At 63.2% G+C, this 14,236-nt stretch carries 13 protein-coding genes; 8 read left to right on the top strand and 5 right to left on the bottom strand.

The window, feature by feature from the left end:
• Window positions 1–185: 185 nt before the first annotated feature.
• Together ACW9IN_RS27390 and ACW9IN_RS27385 are read left to right on the top strand one after the other, a co-directional pair.
• Window positions 186–1,868: an ABC transporter ATP-binding protein/permease gene (locus ACW9IN_RS27390; RefSeq protein ID WP_457368794.1), complete on the top strand. Its 1,683-nt coding sequence runs from the start codon at window positions 186–188 to the stop codon at window positions 1,866–1,868.
• 161 nt (window positions 1,869–2,029) lie between these two features.
• Window positions 2,030–2,899: an isocitrate lyase/PEP mutase family protein gene (locus tag ACW9IN_RS27385; protein ID WP_457368793.1), complete on the top strand. Its 870-nt coding sequence runs from the start codon at window positions 2,030–2,032 to the stop codon at window positions 2,897–2,899.
• A 30-nt stretch (window positions 2,900–2,929) separates the two neighbouring features.
• On the opposite strand, the gene ACW9IN_RS27380 is transcribed toward ACW9IN_RS27385, so the two are convergent.
• The 3 genes from ACW9IN_RS27380 to ACW9IN_RS27370 all read right to left on the bottom strand — a co-directional run bounded on the left by ACW9IN_RS27380 (window position 2,930) and on the right by ACW9IN_RS27370 (window position 6,147).
• A complete protein-coding gene (locus ACW9IN_RS27380; RefSeq protein ID WP_457368792.1) occupies window positions 2,930–4,255 on the bottom strand; it encodes an LLM class flavin-dependent oxidoreductase in 1,326 nt (441 codons plus the stop codon).
• Between the two features lie 89 nt (window positions 4,256–4,344).
• Window positions 4,345–5,100 (bottom strand): SDR family NAD(P)-dependent oxidoreductase, encoded by a 756-nt coding sequence (locus tag ACW9IN_RS27375; protein WP_457368791.1) that lies wholly within the window; start codon window positions 5,098–5,100, stop codon window positions 4,345–4,347.
• A 150-nt stretch (window positions 5,101–5,250) separates the two neighbouring features.
• Entirely contained in the window at window positions 5,251–6,147 is an 897-nt protein-coding gene (locus ACW9IN_RS27370; protein ID WP_457368790.1) for an AraC family transcriptional regulator N-terminal domain-containing protein, read from the bottom strand.
• Window positions 6,148–6,267: 120 nt separating this feature from the next.
• Here ACW9IN_RS27370 and ACW9IN_RS27365 point away from each other — a divergent pair, with 120 nt between their 5' ends.
• The 3 genes from ACW9IN_RS27365 (at window position 6,268) to ACW9IN_RS27355 (ending at window position 9,055) form a co-directional block, all read left to right on the top strand.
• Complete coding sequence (locus ACW9IN_RS27365; protein ID WP_457368789.1) at window positions 6,268–6,672, top strand: DUF305 domain-containing protein; 405 nt, start codon at window positions 6,268–6,270, stop codon at window positions 6,670–6,672.
• Between the two features lie 20 nt (window positions 6,673–6,692).
• On the top strand, window positions 6,693–8,165 hold the full coding sequence (locus ACW9IN_RS27360) for a YncE family protein (RefSeq protein WP_457368788.1): 1,473 nt from the start codon (window positions 6,693–6,695) through the stop codon (window positions 8,163–8,165).
• 116 nt (window positions 8,166–8,281) lie between these two features.
• Window positions 8,282–9,055: an SDR family NAD(P)-dependent oxidoreductase gene (locus ACW9IN_RS27355; protein WP_457368787.1), complete on the top strand. Its 774-nt coding sequence runs from the start codon at window positions 8,282–8,284 to the stop codon at window positions 9,053–9,055.
• On the opposite strand, the gene ACW9IN_RS27350 is transcribed toward ACW9IN_RS27355, so the two are convergent.
• On the bottom strand, window positions 9,040–9,987 hold the full coding sequence (locus ACW9IN_RS27350) for a LysR family transcriptional regulator (protein WP_457368786.1): 948 nt from the start codon (window positions 9,985–9,987) through the stop codon (window positions 9,040–9,042). The genes ACW9IN_RS27355 and ACW9IN_RS27350 overlap by 16 nt on opposite strands.
• 387 nt (window positions 9,988–10,374) lie before the next feature.
• Here ACW9IN_RS27350 and ACW9IN_RS27345 point away from each other — a divergent pair, with 387 nt between their 5' ends.
• Entirely contained in the window at window positions 10,375–11,697 is a 1,323-nt protein-coding gene (locus tag ACW9IN_RS27345) for an OprD family porin (RefSeq protein WP_457368785.1), read from the top strand.
• Here ACW9IN_RS27345 and ACW9IN_RS27340 read toward each other — a convergent pair whose 3' ends face one another.
• Window positions 11,698–12,180, bottom strand: a complete 483-nt coding sequence (locus ACW9IN_RS27340) for a winged helix-turn-helix transcriptional regulator (protein WP_457368784.1) — start codon at window positions 12,178–12,180, stop codon at window positions 11,698–11,700.
• A gap of 108 nt (window positions 12,181–12,288) precedes the next feature.
• Here ACW9IN_RS27340 and fabF point away from each other — a divergent pair, with 108 nt between their 5' ends.
• Window positions 12,289–13,557 (top strand): beta-ketoacyl-ACP synthase II, encoded by a 1,269-nt coding sequence (gene fabF, locus ACW9IN_RS27335; protein ID WP_457368783.1) that lies wholly within the window; start codon window positions 12,289–12,291, stop codon window positions 13,555–13,557.
• Between the two features lie 64 nt (window positions 13,558–13,621).
• The gene (locus ACW9IN_RS27330; RefSeq protein WP_457368782.1) at window positions 13,622–14,002 is read left to right on the top strand and encodes a RidA family protein; all 381 of its coding nucleotides are present in this window, start codon (window positions 13,622–13,624) and stop codon (window positions 14,000–14,002) included.
• Window positions 14,003–14,236: the final 234 nt, after the last annotated feature.

The raw sequence follows: 14,236 nt of genomic DNA, 5'->3' as shown, positions 1-14,236 counted from the left end.
TGATCATTCGGCTCGTGCTGGATGACCCGTTGGATGGGCGGCCAGGCCTGCTGGAGCCAGTCTGGAAATTCGATAACGGGTCTCCCGTGACTTTCCCTAATGAATGCAAGCGATTAGCATTGGGGATCCTATCCTCCCTCCCCTGCAAACTCAACGTCGCAAGCGACCGGACTTCTTCAGCCCCCATGCATACACTTCGCAATTTCTGGCGCCTGGCACGACCTTTCTGGACATCCGAACAGAAGTACCCGGCCCTGTTGTTGCTGTTGGCCACCGTGCTGATGAACCTGTGCCTGGTGGGGGTGAACATCCTCAACAACTTCTGGAACCTGCATTTTTATAACGCCTTGCAGGACAAGGATTACCCGGGTTTCCTGCTCGGCGGCCTGCAATTCATCCTGCTGCAGGTCGGCCTGGCGACGTTCACCGTGGGCGCCTATCACTTCCAGCAGAAGCTCACGCTGCTGTGGCGGCGCTGGTCCACGCGGCACCTGCTGGACCAGTGGCTGAACGACCAGCGCTACCAGAAGCTCAAGCTGACCGAAACCGATGTGGACAACCCCGACCAGCGCATCGCCGAAGACGTGGACCTGTTTATCATCAAGTCCCTCAAGCTGAGCCTGGGCTTGCTGACCGCCGTGGTCTCGCTGTTTTCGTTCCTGAATATCCTGTGGCAGGCCTCGGACCTGGTGAGCATCCCCGTGGGTGAACATACCCTGGTCATCCCGGGTTTGCTGGTCTGGGTGGCGATTGTCTATGCCCTGCTGGGCACCGGGTTCGCGTTCTGGCTGGGCCGCGCGTTGCCCCACTTGAACTTCATGCAGCAACGGCGTGAGGCGGATTTTCGTTTTGCGCTGATGCGCCTGCGGGAAAACGCCGACTCGGTCGCGCAATACCGAGGCGAGGCCGTGGAAAACCAGCGTTTCAACCAGCGCCTGGAAGCGGCGTTGCAGAACTTCTGGGTGCTGGTGAAAAAGCAGAAGCTGATGATGGGTTACTCCACCTTCTACTTGCGCAGCGCCACGGTGATTCCGATGTTCGTGATGGCGCCGCAGTTTTTTGCCGGGGCCTTTACCCTGGGCCGCCTGACCCAGATCAGCGCGGCCTTTGGCGAAGTGCATGCGGCGATTGCCTACCTGGTGGGAGTGTTTCCTGAACTGGCCGAATGGAAATCGGTGATCGACCGCTTGATCGGCTTCCAGCGGCGCCTGGACACCGTCAAGGTCAAGTCCGAGGTGGTGCTGAGCCAACAGACCGGCGACCTGCACATCCGCAACCTGGACATCTGGCTGCCCAATGGCCGACGCCTGCTGGAAGGTTTCAACCTGAGCCTCAAGCCCGGTGACAGCCTGTTGATCAGCGCGCCCTCGGGTTTTGGCAAGTCGACGCTGATCCGTGCGATCACGGGCATCTGGCACCACGCCCGGGGTACGGCGAGCTATGACCTGGCGCAGTCGCTGACGCTGGCGCAAAAAACCTACCTGCCCCTGGGCAGCCTGCGCGAAGCTCTGTGGTACCCCAACCCGCCTCGCCCTGCGGAAGATGAAGCCATGATTCACGCCATGGCGCTTGTTGGCCTGCAGCATTTGAGTGAACAATTGGATCAGGAACGCGACTGGGCCCAGTCCCTGAGCGTGGGGGAACAACAACGCTGTGCCTTCGTGCGCGCCCTGCTGGCACGCCCGGCGGTGCTGTTTCTGGATGAGAGCAGTTCAGCGCTGGATGCGGCGAACGAGTCGGTCTGCTACCAATTGCTCAAGCAGCAGCTGCCGGACACCATCCTGATCAGCGTGGGCCACAATGCCTCGCTGCGACGGTTCCATCAGCAGGTGCTGGAGCTGGCCGAACCGCTCAAAGACCTGGCTTGACTGCCGGCGGCGCGGGAACACGCCATGTGATTGGCGCATAGCCCATTCTCAAACGTCATAATCCCCGGTTTTAGCGCGTGGTAGTCTTGCGCAACCAAGACTTGCATAACTATGAACAGGCATTGATCGTACGTCGACAATGGCCAGAACCAGGAAAGATCATGTCAAAAATGTCTCACTCGGCGCTTCGTCGCAAATTTCGTGAATTGCTCGCCACCCGGATGTGCGTCGAAACCGCTTCGGTGTTCGACCCGATGTCGGCGCGCATCGCCGCCGACCTGGGTTTTGAAGTCGGTATCCTGGGCGGCTCCGTCGCCTCGTTGCAGGTGCTGGCGGCACCGGATTTCGCGCTGATCACGTTGAGTGAGTTCGTTGAGCAGGCCACCCGCATCGGTCGCGTGGCCCAACTGCCCTTCATCGCCGACGCCGACCACGGCTACGGCAACGCGCTGAACGTGATGCGCACCGTCGAAGAACTGGAACGCGCCGGTGTGGCGGCCCTGACCATCGAAGACACGCTGCTGCCGGCGCAGTTTGGCCGCAAGTCCACCGACCTCATCTCCATCGACGAGGGCATCGGCAAGGTCAAGGCGGCGCTCGAAGCACGGGTCGACCCTGAGCTGTCGATCATCGCGCGTACCAACGCCGGCGTATTGCCCACCAGCGCGGTCATCGAACGTACCAAAGCCTATGAAAAAGCCGGCGCCGACGGTATCTGCATGGTCGGTGTCGCCGATTTCGATCACCTGGAGCAGATTTCGGCCAACCTCACCGTGCCGCTGATGCTGGTGACCTACGGCAACCCGAAACTCAACGACAGCCAGCGCCTGGCCGACCTGGGTGTGCGGGTGGTGGTGGCCGGGCACGGCGCCTACTTCGCCTCGATCAAGGCGACCTACGACAGCCTGCGCGCCCAGCGCAACGTCACCCACACCACCTCGAACCTCAGCGCCACCGAACTGACCCACACCTATACGTTGCCGGAAAGCTACGTGGCGTGGGCCGAAGAGTTCATGAACGTCAAAGAATAAGCCGGCCCCTGGCTTACAAGCTGCCAACGGTCAGGGGAAGAAGCGATTCCCCGGCCGTGGCAATCCGAGGTTTTCACGCAATGTGGTGCCCTCGTATTCACGCCGGAAAATCCCCCGTGCCTGTAGCTCCGGCACCACCTTGTCGACGAAGTCATCGAGGCCGCCGGGCAACCACGGGAACATGACGTTGAAGCCGTCGCTGCCCTCTTCCTCCAGCCACTGTTGCATCTCGTCGGCGATGCTGTGGGCCGTGCCCACGAACGAAAGCCCGGCATAGCCGCCCAGGCGTTGCGCCAGTTGGCGTACGGTCAGTTGCTCGCGGTCGGCCAGTGCCAGGACCCGCTCGCGGGCGCTCTGGCTGCCGTTGGTGGGCGGGATATCGGGCAGGTACTTATCGGGATCGAATGCCGACGCATCCGTGCCCAGGGCCACCGACAGCGACGCGATTGCGCTCTGCTCGTGCACCAGACTGTCAAGGTGGGCGCGTGTACGGCGTGCTTGTTCCAGCGTGTCACCCACCACCACAAAGGCACCGGGCAGGATCTTCAGGTGATCCGGCTGGCGCCCGATCAGGCGCATGCGTTGCTTGATGTCGGCGTAGAACCTGCGCCCCTCCTCCAGCGTGCCGGGTGCCACGAAGATCACTTCGGCGGTTTCGGCGGCCAACTGGCGCCCGGGCTCGGACGAACCCGCCTGCACGATCACCGGCCAGCCCTGCACCGGCCGCGCGATATGCAGCGGGCCACGCACGTTCAGGTAGCGGCCCTGGTGATCGAGGGTATGCAGCTTGTCGGGGTCGAAGTAGACGCCGCTTTCGGCGTCACGAATAAACGCATCATCCGCCCAACTGTCCCAGAGCCCGGTGACGACATCGTAGAACTCCCGCGCCCGGGCATATCGCTCGTCATGGGAATGTGCCTCCTTGAGGCCGAAGTTCAGCGCCGCATCGGGGTTGGCGGTGGTGACGATATTCCAACCGGCGCGGCCGTTGCTCAGGTGGTCCAGCGAGGCAAAGCGCCGCGCGATATGAAACGGCTCGTCATAGGTGGTCGAAGCCGTCGCCACCAGGCCGATATGCTCGGTAGCCTGGCTCAGGGCCGACAGCAAGGTGAAGGGTTCGAAGGACGTCGCCGTGTGGCTGCGCTTCAAGGCCTCGGTGGGCATATTCAGCAGGGCCAGGTGGTCGGCCATGAAAAACGCGTCGAAACGGGCTTTTTCCAGGGTCTGTGCGAAACGCTTGAGGTGGGCGAAGTTGAAATTGGCGTCGCGAAAGGCGCCCGGATAGCGCCAGGCACCGGTATGAATACTGGCTGGGCGCATGAACGCGCCCAGCTTGAGTTGGCGTTGAACGGTCATGGAGCACCCTCTGAATAAAGGGCTCCAGCATTGGTGGCGAGGACGTTCCCTGTCCAATAATCAAACGTGCTGGCTTATGCCTTCAGGGCTCAGATGCCCTGACCACCGGACACTTCGATGCGCTGCGCGTTGACCCAGCGGTTGTCGGGTGACAGCAGCCCGGCAATCATCGGGCCGATATCGTCCGGCACACCGGCGCGGCCCAGGGCGGTCATGTCGGCGAAGAGTTTGTTCACCTCAGGGTTGTCGCGCACGGCGCCGCCGCCAAAATCGGTCTCGATCGCGCCCGGTGCCACGGTATTCACCGCAATGCCGCGCGCGCCGAACTCCTTGGCCATGTACACCGACAACACCTCGACCGCCGCCTTGACCGCCGCATAGGCGGCATAGCCGGCGAATGACACGCGGGTCAGCCCCGAGGACAGGTTGACGATACGGCCACCGTCCGCGATCACGGGCAGCAGGGCCTGGGTGAGGAAGAACACGCCCTTGAGATGTACATTCACCAGGCCGTCGAACTGCGCTTCGGTGGTGTGCTCGATCAAGGCATAGTCGCCGTGGCCGGCGTTGTTCACCAGGTGATCGAAACTGTCACGCTGCCAGGTGTCGCGCAGGGCGTTGCGCAACGCGCTGGCGAAAGCGGCAAAGCCGCTGACATCGCCGGTGTCCAGGGGCAACGCGACGGCCTTGCGGCCCAGGGCCTGGATCTCGGCGACCACGGCCAGGGCGTCTTCGGCGCGGCGCTGGTAAGTGATGACAACATCACCGCCGTGGCGGGCAATGCTGAGTGCGGTGTTCCGGCCGAGGCCGCGGCTGGCACCGGTTACGAGGGTGATCTGGGTCATGGCACAGCTCCTGATTGGGTGTGCCGCCATGATAGAAAGCCACTGCGCCCCAGGCGTTGCCGAAACGTGCCGGTTGTTTGCCCATTCCGACCAACCCCGGGCCTGTTTTCAACGCAGCATCACCGAGTATCAAGGCTTTTCGTACAGAGCCTAAGCCGAGGCTCTGGCCCAGTCCTTCACCGACTCCACGTCCCTGATCGGCGGCAAGCCAAACATCCGGGCGTATTCGCGGTTGAACTGCGACACGCTTTCATAGCCGACATTGAACGCCGCGCTGCTGGCCGAGGCGCCTTCGGACATCATCAAGCGACGTGCCTCGATCAGCCGCAGGTTCTTCTGGAACTGCAACGGCGACAGTGACGTGACCGCGCGAAAGTGCCGATGGAACGACGACGGACTCATCCCCGCCGCTGCCGCCAGGCGCTCCACCGGCAGCGCCTGCCGGTAGTCGGCGCGCAGCACCGCCACCGCCCGCGCCACCCGGTGCGCCTGGCCGTCGGCCAAGCCGAGGCGGAGGATCGCGGCGCCGTGGCGTCCGGCGAGCAACCAATAGTGCAACTCACGCACCAACTGCGCATGCAGCACCGGGGCCGACGCGGGAAACTCCAGCAAGCGCATCAGGCGCAACGCCGTATCGGCCACTTGCTCATCGATGCGCTCGGCGGCCTTGACCTGAAGGCCCGTGGACGCCTGCTGCGGCTTCATCTGCAACGACAGCTCGGCGATTACTGCGGCATCCAGGTTCAACACGATAGACAGGTACGGCGCCTCGACGCTGGCCCGGGTGATCTGGCTTACGGTGGGCACGTCGGCGGTCACCAACAGCGAATCCCCGGCCTCGAAGGTAAAGGTCTCGGTACCGAGGGTCACGTCCTTGGTGCCTTGCAGCACCAGGCACACCAGCGGGTTGGGCATGTCGTGCAGCAACCCGCTCGGGGCGGTGCAACGAATGGTGGTCAAGCCGGGGATCGGGGTCTGGGCCACACCCGCCGGGTTGGCGTTGGCCTCGACGTAACGGCGAACGGCGTCGAGCAGGGTTTCGGTCATGGGGGTGTCATCCGTTCTCGGTCAGGGCAGTCAGCGAGTGAACATACTGGCGCAAGCCAGGGTGGAATAGAAGTCGTCGGCGTGCGTCGTACCGGGCACATCCATTCAGGGAATCCTCTTATGGGAATCTTCCGCTCCCCCACGCAAGGCCCTGCCGTTGTGCTGTGCGGTTTGTCCGGCGTGCTGTTTTCTGTCTTGGCCCACGCCGCGCCACCGGCCCACGAAGCCGCGTTCATCGACGAAAACAACGCCGCCATGACCCGCATGATGACCGGCATGGACGCGCCGCCCACCGGCGATATCGACCGCGATTTCGTCACCTCGATGACGGCTCACCACCAGGGCGCCATCGACATGGCCGTGACCCTGCTCAAATACGGCAAGAACGAACAACTGCGGCGCCTGGCCCAGGAAATCATCGTGGAACAGCAGCAAGAGATCGCGGCCATGCGCCTGGCCGTGGGCGACCCGCCGCCACCGTCTGCACCCGCCCCCACCCAAACACCCGCCGTCCCCGCGAATTGACCTTACACAAGGAAATCTGCATGAAACGTTCAACGCTGACACTGTCCCTGCTGAACCTCGCCCTGATCGCCTGCGCCACCGGCAGTTTTGCCGGGCAGATTCCCGGCAAGGCCTCTGCCCCGGACATTCCGATCACCCACCAGGACCGGCTCTACGCGGCGGAACAGTATTCGAACACGGTGTCGGTGGTCGACCCGGTCGACAACAAGCTGTTGGGCGTGATCAGCCTGGGCGACCCGCAACCCGGCAACCTCAGCCCGCTGTACCGCGGCGAAGTGCTGGTGCACGGCATGGGCTTTTCGCCGGACCACAAGACCCTGGCAGTGGTGTCCATCGGCACGAACTCGGTGTCGTTCATCGACACCGAGACCAATACCGTCAAGCACAAAACCTACGTTGGCCGCGCGCCCCACGAGGCGTTTTTCACCCCCGACGGCAAGGAAGTCTGGGTGACGGTGCGCGGCGAGGACTATGTGTCGGTGATCGACGCCAAGACCTACCAGGAAAAAACCCGCATCAAGACCCAGGCGGGCCCGGGCATGCAGATATTTTCCCCGGACGGCAAATACGGCTATGTGTGCTCCTCCTTCAACCCCTTGACTGAAATCTTCACCGTGGCCGACCACAAGAAAGTCGGTGAAGTGCAGCAGGCCAGCCCGTTCTGCCCGAACATCGCCGCTTCCGCCGACGGCAAGCAGGTGTGGTTCACCCTCAAGGACATCGGCAAGGCCCAGGTCTTCAGCGCCACACCGCCGTTCACCTTGCTCAAGACCCTGGACATCGGTCCGATCGCCAACCACGTCAACCTGGTGAAAAACGCCAAGGGCTCGTTTGCCTACATCACCGTCGGCGGGCTGAATGAAGTGCAGGTGTACCGCACCGATACCTTTGAAAAAATCGCCACCGTCAAGGTGGGTCGCCTGCCCCACGGCATCTGGCCGTCGGGGGATGGCACGCGGATCTATGTGGGCCTGGAGAACGATGACGCCTTCGCCGTGATCGACACCCTGACCAACCAGCTGATCGGCGACAACATCGCCATCGGCCAGGCGCCGCAAGCCATCGCTTATGTGCCGAATGCCGTGACCCGGGGCGCCGGCACCGACAACCTCAAGCCGTTGGGCGTGGCGGGCCAGGCGCTGCACCTGGGTTTGCAAAGCGTGGGCCAGGCCACCGGGCAACCCGCCACCAGCGTCACGCTGTTCAGCCAGGGGCTGACCCAAGTGCTGCAAGCCGGCGTGACTGGCCTGGAGCCGAAACAGCCCTACACCCTGGCGCTGGCGCCCAATGCCGATGGCAGCGGCAAGCTTGAACCGTTGCTGGCGTTCATGACCAACCCGGCGGGCGCCGCCGTGGTGTCCACCGTGGGCCCTATCCGCCAGATCGTCCAGGGCGACGGACCGGAACAGCGCCGGTTCCTGGTGATTGTCGACGGCAAGCCGGAGCAACCGGGGGCGTTACGCCAGGTTCAAAGCCAGAGCGCTCAACAATGAACCCAAGGTTAATGACTCACTGAGGATTGCGTGGATTATCGAGGGTAATCCTGCGCCGTAACCTGTGCCCATAGCGCAAGCACACCGCCTTGCGCAGCACATGAACGGAGCTTGCCATGACCTCATCCACTCCACGCCAACTCGAAGGTAAAGTCGCGCTGATCACCGGTGCCAGTTCCGGCATCGGTCGGGCGGCGGCCATCGTGCTGGCCCAGCGCGGTGCGAAGATCGTTGCCGCCGCCCGCCGCCAGAGCGAACTGGACGAGGTGGTTGCCGAGATCACCGCCAACGGCGGGATCGCCGCGTCCATCGTGGTCGACGTGACCCGTGAAGCCGACATCATCGCCATGGTCAAGTTTGCCGTGGACACCTACGGCAAACTCGACATCGCCTTCAACAATGCCGGGACCGAAGGCGTGTTCGCGCCGCTGGTCGAGCAGGACAACGCACGCTTCGACCTGGTGTTCGAGCCCAATGTGCGCGGGGTCTTCAACTGCATGAAGCACGAGGCCAGGGTCATGCTGGAACAAGGCTTCGGCAGCATCATCAACAACGCGTCCATGGGCGGCGTAATCGGCTTTGACAGCGCCGCGCTGTACATCGCCAGCAAACACGCGGTGGTGGGCATGACCAAGACGGCGTCCATCGAGTGGTTCAAACAGGGTGTGCGCGTGAACGCGTTGTGCCCGGGATTGATCGAAACACCGTTCCATCACCGCGGTATCTGGCCGTCGGTGGAAGCCCAGCATGCGTTCGCCGCCGGCACACCGGCCAGCCGCTTCGGCAGCGCCGAAGAAATGGCGACCGTGGTGGCGTTTCTCGGTTCCGAAGACTCAAGCTACGTGTCTGGCCATGCCTTGTTGGCGGACGGCGGCTACTCGATAGCCTGACGGTTGCGCTGCTGAAAGAAGTCGATGAATGCCCGGAGCTTGCCGGGCATTTGCGCACGGTTGGCGTAATACAGGTGGAAGGTCTCGGCGGGCTCGGCGTACTGCTCCAGCAGCGGCACCAACTGGCCGCTGCGGATTTCCGCCTCGGCGAATGGCCGGAACACCATGGCCACCCCGCAGCCCTGGCGCGCCGCCGACAACGTGGTGCGCATCTCATCCAGCACCAGGCGTCCCTTTACGTCGATCTTGACGTTGGCCTGGCCAATGCGAAAGATCCAGTCCATGAACGGCCCGCGGCTGCTCAGGCGCTGACGGATGCAGTCATGGGCCAGCAAATCCTCAGGGGTGTTCAACGGCGCCGAGTGTTTCAAATAGTGCGGCGTGGCCACCACCACCATCGGCTGTGATGCACCCAGCGGCACCGCGATCATGTCGCGTTGCAGGGCCTGGCCCAGGCGGATTCCCGCATCAAACCCTTCGCCCACGATGTCGCTGAGCGTGTTGTCTACCGCGATATCCAGGGTGATGTCCGGGTACTGCGCAAGAAACGCCGCCATATGGGGCTCGATCAGCGAGGCGTAGGCCACGTAGGAGCTGTTGATCTTCAAGGCGCCGTACGGTCGGGTGGCGGTGTCGTGTACCTGCTGCACCGAAAAGCGGATCTGCTCCAGCGCGGGCGCCAGGGTATCGAGCAACTGGGTGCCGGACTCGGTCAGCGCCACGCTGCGGGTGGTGCGGTTGAACAGCCGCACGCCCAATTGCGCTTCCAGTTGCTTGATGGTCTTGGACATGGCGGTGGGCGTGACGTCCAGCTCGGCTGCGGCCCGGGCGAAGTTCATGTGGCGCGCCACGCACTCGAACGCGATCAGCGCCGGCAGGTGCACTGGGCGGGCGCCGGGAATGGCCTCGGGCAAGGTGGACTTCATGCTCATGCAGCGTCTCGAAGGTTTCAGCCAGGAGGGGTTCGCAGCATAAGTGAGTTCAACCGAGCCGCCCACTGAAAAGACCGGACGCGTAAAAAATCCGCCGCAGATCCTGCGGCGGCAACCAAAGGTTTTTGTCGAAGCAGAGCGGCCAAGACCCGCCCAACGCTACACCCGGCATCGATTAAAAATAGTGAAGTTTAATTAATCGAGTTTAATCCCGGACCTGGCTGCAGCCCGCGCAGACTGGGCATAGAATCGATTTCGACAACCACGTCGAACAGAATAAAAACTCAACGCTCCCAGCTGAAAAACCTGCCCATAAAACCCTTTGCAGCACCCAACAAAGTGCAGTGTTTCTGTGCGCGCTCAACGTATTCCGGGGAAATGAACAACATGCTTAAACAGTGCAGTCTGTTAACACTGGCGGTGTGCGCCAGCCTCAGTCAAACGGCGTTTGCCGAGTCCGTCACCGACCAGGCCGAATCCAAGGGATTTATCGACGGCAGCAGCGTCACGGGGCTGTTGCGTAACTATTATTTCGACCGCGACCGGCAAAGCGGCAAGGCCGACAACCGCGACTGGACCCAAGGCGCGATGCTCAACTACGCCTCGGGCTTCACCCAGGGCACTATCGGGTTTGGCGTGGATGCCTACGCCTATGGCGCGATGAAGCTCGACGCTACCCACGCCGATGCCGGCACCGGCGACCTGCCGACCGACCGCCATGGTGACCCCCAGGACGGTTACGGCTCGGTGGGCGCAGCAGTCAAGATCAAGGTCTCCAGGACCCAGCTGAAATTCGGCGACCTGCAGCCCACCGCGCCGGTGTTCGCCACCGGCGGTACGCGGATCCTGCCGCAGACCGCCACCGGCTTCGATCTGACCAGCAGCGAGATTGCCGGCCTGGACCTGGAAGCCGGGCACTTCACCAGCACCAACAGCGGCATGACCAGCAACCATGACCACGACATCTATGCGACCTACGCCAACGTCGCGGCCAACAGTGCAAGTTTTGTCGGCGGCAAATACACCTTCACTCCGTCGTTGAGTGCAACGCTGTATGCGGGCGAACTGGAAGATATCTGGCGCCAGTACTACACCAACCTCAACTATGTGCTCCCGCTGGGCCACGACCAGTCGCTGGCACTGGACGGCAACCTGTACCGCACCCTCGACACCGGCAGCGCCAAGGCCGGTGCGATCAACAACACCACGTATTCGCTGGCAGCGGCCTATTCGTTCCTGACCGCTCACACACTGACGCTGTCGTTCCAGAAGGTGCATGGCGATACGCCGTTCGACTACATCGGCACCGGCAACAACGGCGCCGGCGAAGGTGGCGACTCGGTGTACCTGGCCAACTCGATTCAATGGGGTGACTTCAACGGCCCGGGCGAGCAGTCCTGGGGCATTCGTTATGACCTGAACATGGCCAGCTACGGCGTGCCGGGCCTGAGCTTAATGACCCGCTACGTGAATGGCTCGGACATCAACGGCACCCACACCCCGGCCAATAGCGCTTATGTGGGTGATTACGGCGCCGACGGCGATCACCACGAGACCGATGTGGAGGCCAAGTACGTGCTGCAAAGCGGCCCGGCGAAAAACCTGTCGCTGCGGGTGCGCGACGCCATCGTGTCATCGAATGCCGATCAGCGTGACGGCAAACTCAATGAGCTGCGCCTGATCGTCGACTACCCGTTCACCCTGTTGTAATCACTGCGGCGTCGAGCCCAACCGCTGGCGCATCCCCGCGCTGGCGGCCGGGCCGGCCTGCAAGGCGCAATCCTCCAGCGCCACCACCTTCCCTTCGGCATTCACCATCATCGGCTGCACCGCCAGGCCCGTGTCACGTTCCACCAGCGCTACGCTGGTGCCCTCCTCGGCGTAATGCCGATTGCCGAACGCCACCAGCGCCATCAGCACCATGCGCAAATCCTCGCCCCTGGCCGTCGGCACGTACTCATCGCGCGGTGGGCGCTCGCTGTAGGCGCGGCGTTCGAGCATCCCGGCGTCCACCAGCCCGTTCAGGCGGCGGGTCAGCATGTTCGGCGCAATCCCCAGGCTGCGTGAAAACTCGTCGAAACGGCGCAGACCCTGCAAGGCGTCGCGCATGATCAACATGCTCCACCACTCCCCGACCCGCTCCAGGCTGCGGGCGACGGGGCATTCTTCACTCGTGAGGGATTTGCGTTGCATGGCGGTTCCTGCTCGACGGTACACAGTTGTAGGACGCCATGTTACTTTCATTATGATAGTGACGTCCATAGAGTCTGTAACCCTCAATGCAACCGGAGTCGATTGATCATGAGCAAACGTATCGTTGTGACAGGCATGGGCGCGGTGACGCCGCTGGGCGCCAGTGTGGAGTCCACTTGGCAACGTCTGCTGGACGGGCAATCGGGCATTCGTCGCTTGCCGGAGGCGTTGATCGGAGACCTGGCCGTGAGCATCGGTGGCCAGGTGCAAATCACGTTGCAGGACCCGCAGGCCGGGTTCGATCCTGATCAACTCCTGGCGGCCAAGGAACAGCGCAAGATGGACCGTTTCATTCTGTTTGCCCTGGCTGCCGCCGATGAGGCGTTGAAGCAGTCCGGCTGGGCACCCGACACCTTCGAGGCGCAGGAACGCACCGCCACCATCATCGCCTCCGGCGTGGGCGGCTTTCCGGCGATCGCCGAAGCCGTGCGCACCACCGACAGCAAAGGCCCGCGGCGGCTGTCGCCGTTCACCATACCGTCATTCCTGAGCAACATGGCTGCCGGGCATGTGTCGATCAATTACGGACTCAAAGGCCCGCTGGGCGCTCCGGTGACCGCTTGCGCGGCGGGGGTGCAGGCGATTGGCGATGCGGCGCGGATGATCCGCGCCGGCGAAGTCGATGTGGCCGTGTGCGGGGGCGCCGAAGCGGCGATTCACCGGGTCAGCCTGGCCGGTTTCGCCGCGGCGCGGGCGTTGTCCAGCGACTTCAACGACACGCCCGAGCGGGCGTCGCGGCCATTCGATCAGGCCCGTGACGGTTTCGTCATGGGCGAAGGCGCCGGCATTCTGGTCATCGAATCCCTGGACCACGCCCTGGCCCGTGGCGCGCAGCCCCTCGCCGAATTGGTGGGCTACGGCACCAGCGCCGATGCCTACCACATGACCGCTGGGCCGGAGGATGGCGACGGCGCACGCCGTGCCATGCTGCAAGCGCTGCGCCAGGCCGGGGTGGACGCCGCGCAGGTGCAGTACCTGAACGCCCATGCCACCTCGACGCCAGTGGGCGATAAAGGCGAGCTGGCGGCCATCAGGACCGTTTTCGGCACCCTCGGCCACCCGGCGATCAGCTCGACCAAGTCCGCCACCGGCCACTTGCTGGGCGCTGCGGGCGGCATCGAAGCGATTTTCACCGTGCTTGCCCTGCGTGACCAGATCGCTCCGGTGACCCTGAACCTGGACAACCCGGACGCCCTCGCCGAAGGACTGGACATGGTGCGCGGCCATGCGCGGCCTATGTCGATCGAATACGCGTTGTCCAACGGCTTCGGTTTTGGCGGGGTGAATGCCAGCGTGCTGTTCAAGCGCTGGGCGTAGTTTGCCCCGAGGGATCTTTTCGGGGACCATGGCGCCTTTCTCACTCTGCCACCGAGAGGCGCCCATGGCCAACCACGACCTGCAGTACACCCCGGATCCCGATGCCGACTCGATATCTTCCGACGTGATCGGTTTCAACGGCATCCTGGTTTCCACCCAGATACCGACCCGTGCCGACGGCAGCCTGGAACTGGGCGATATCACCCTGCAAAGCGAATGCACCCTGCAAGCGCTGAAAGTCGCCCTGGAAAAGGCCGGCAGCTCCATGGACCGGGTGATGCACCTGACCATCTACCTCACCGACATGGCCGACCGCGCCGCGTTCAACGAAGTCTACAAGCGCTTTTTCGCCAAGCCCTGGCCAGTACGTGCGGCCGTTGGCGTCGCCGCATTAGCGGTCGACGGCATGCGCGTGGAAGTCACCGCGATGGCCGCCAAGGCCTGAATCGGTGGGGACGGTGGGTCAGATGACATCCCTGTCAGCCATGCCGCCGTCTTCGCGGCGATGCGGCGACCCGACAAGCCAGCTCCCACATTGGCGTGATGTTGTTGGCAAGACAGTGCCCGGCGCAATGGCCCTGCTGACGGCGTTTTTCCAGCCACCACCAATCCCCTGTGGGAGCGGGCTTGCCCGCGAAAGCGGTGTATCAGTCGACATCTCTGTCGACTGTGCCGCAGT

The organism is Pseudomonas sp. SDO5271_S396 (assembly GCF_054071795.1).
This window is presented reverse-complemented; position numbering and strand designations above follow the sequence as displayed.

What these genes read in the sequence shown, in the direction of transcription:
- ACW9IN_RS27390 (WP_457368794.1), top strand. Translation starts at nt 186, where the DNA reads ATGCATACACTTCGCAATTTCTGGCGCCTGGCACGACCTTTCTGGACA.
- ACW9IN_RS27385 (WP_457368793.1), top strand. Translation starts at nt 2,030, where the DNA reads ATGTCAAAAATGTCTCACTCGGCGCTTCGTCGCAAATTTCGTGAATTG.
- ACW9IN_RS27380 (WP_457368792.1), bottom strand. Translation starts at nt 4,255, where the DNA reads ATGACCGTTCAACGCCAACTCAAGCTGGGCGCGTTCATGCGCCCAGCC.
- ACW9IN_RS27375 (WP_457368791.1), bottom strand. Translation starts at nt 5,100, where the DNA reads ATGACCCAGATCACCCTCGTAACCGGTGCCAGCCGCGGCCTCGGCCGG.
- ACW9IN_RS27370 (WP_457368790.1), bottom strand. Translation starts at nt 6,147, where the DNA reads ATGACCGAAACCCTGCTCGACGCCGTTCGCCGTTACGTCGAGGCCAAC.
- ACW9IN_RS27365 (WP_457368789.1), top strand. Translation starts at nt 6,268, where the DNA reads ATGGGAATCTTCCGCTCCCCCACGCAAGGCCCTGCCGTTGTGCTGTGC.
- ACW9IN_RS27360 (WP_457368788.1), top strand. Translation starts at nt 6,693, where the DNA reads ATGAAACGTTCAACGCTGACACTGTCCCTGCTGAACCTCGCCCTGATC.
- ACW9IN_RS27355 (WP_457368787.1), top strand. Translation starts at nt 8,282, where the DNA reads ATGACCTCATCCACTCCACGCCAACTCGAAGGTAAAGTCGCGCTGATC.
- ACW9IN_RS27350 (WP_457368786.1), bottom strand. Translation starts at nt 9,987, where the DNA reads ATGAGCATGAAGTCCACCTTGCCCGAGGCCATTCCCGGCGCCCGCCCA.
- ACW9IN_RS27345 (WP_457368785.1), top strand. Translation starts at nt 10,375, where the DNA reads ATGCTTAAACAGTGCAGTCTGTTAACACTGGCGGTGTGCGCCAGCCTC.
- ACW9IN_RS27340 (WP_457368784.1), bottom strand. Translation starts at nt 12,180, where the DNA reads ATGCAACGCAAATCCCTCACGAGTGAAGAATGCCCCGTCGCCCGCAGC.
- fabF (WP_457368783.1), top strand. Translation starts at nt 12,289, where the DNA reads ATGAGCAAACGTATCGTTGTGACAGGCATGGGCGCGGTGACGCCGCTG.
- ACW9IN_RS27330 (WP_457368782.1), top strand. Translation starts at nt 13,622, where the DNA reads ATGGCCAACCACGACCTGCAGTACACCCCGGATCCCGATGCCGACTCG.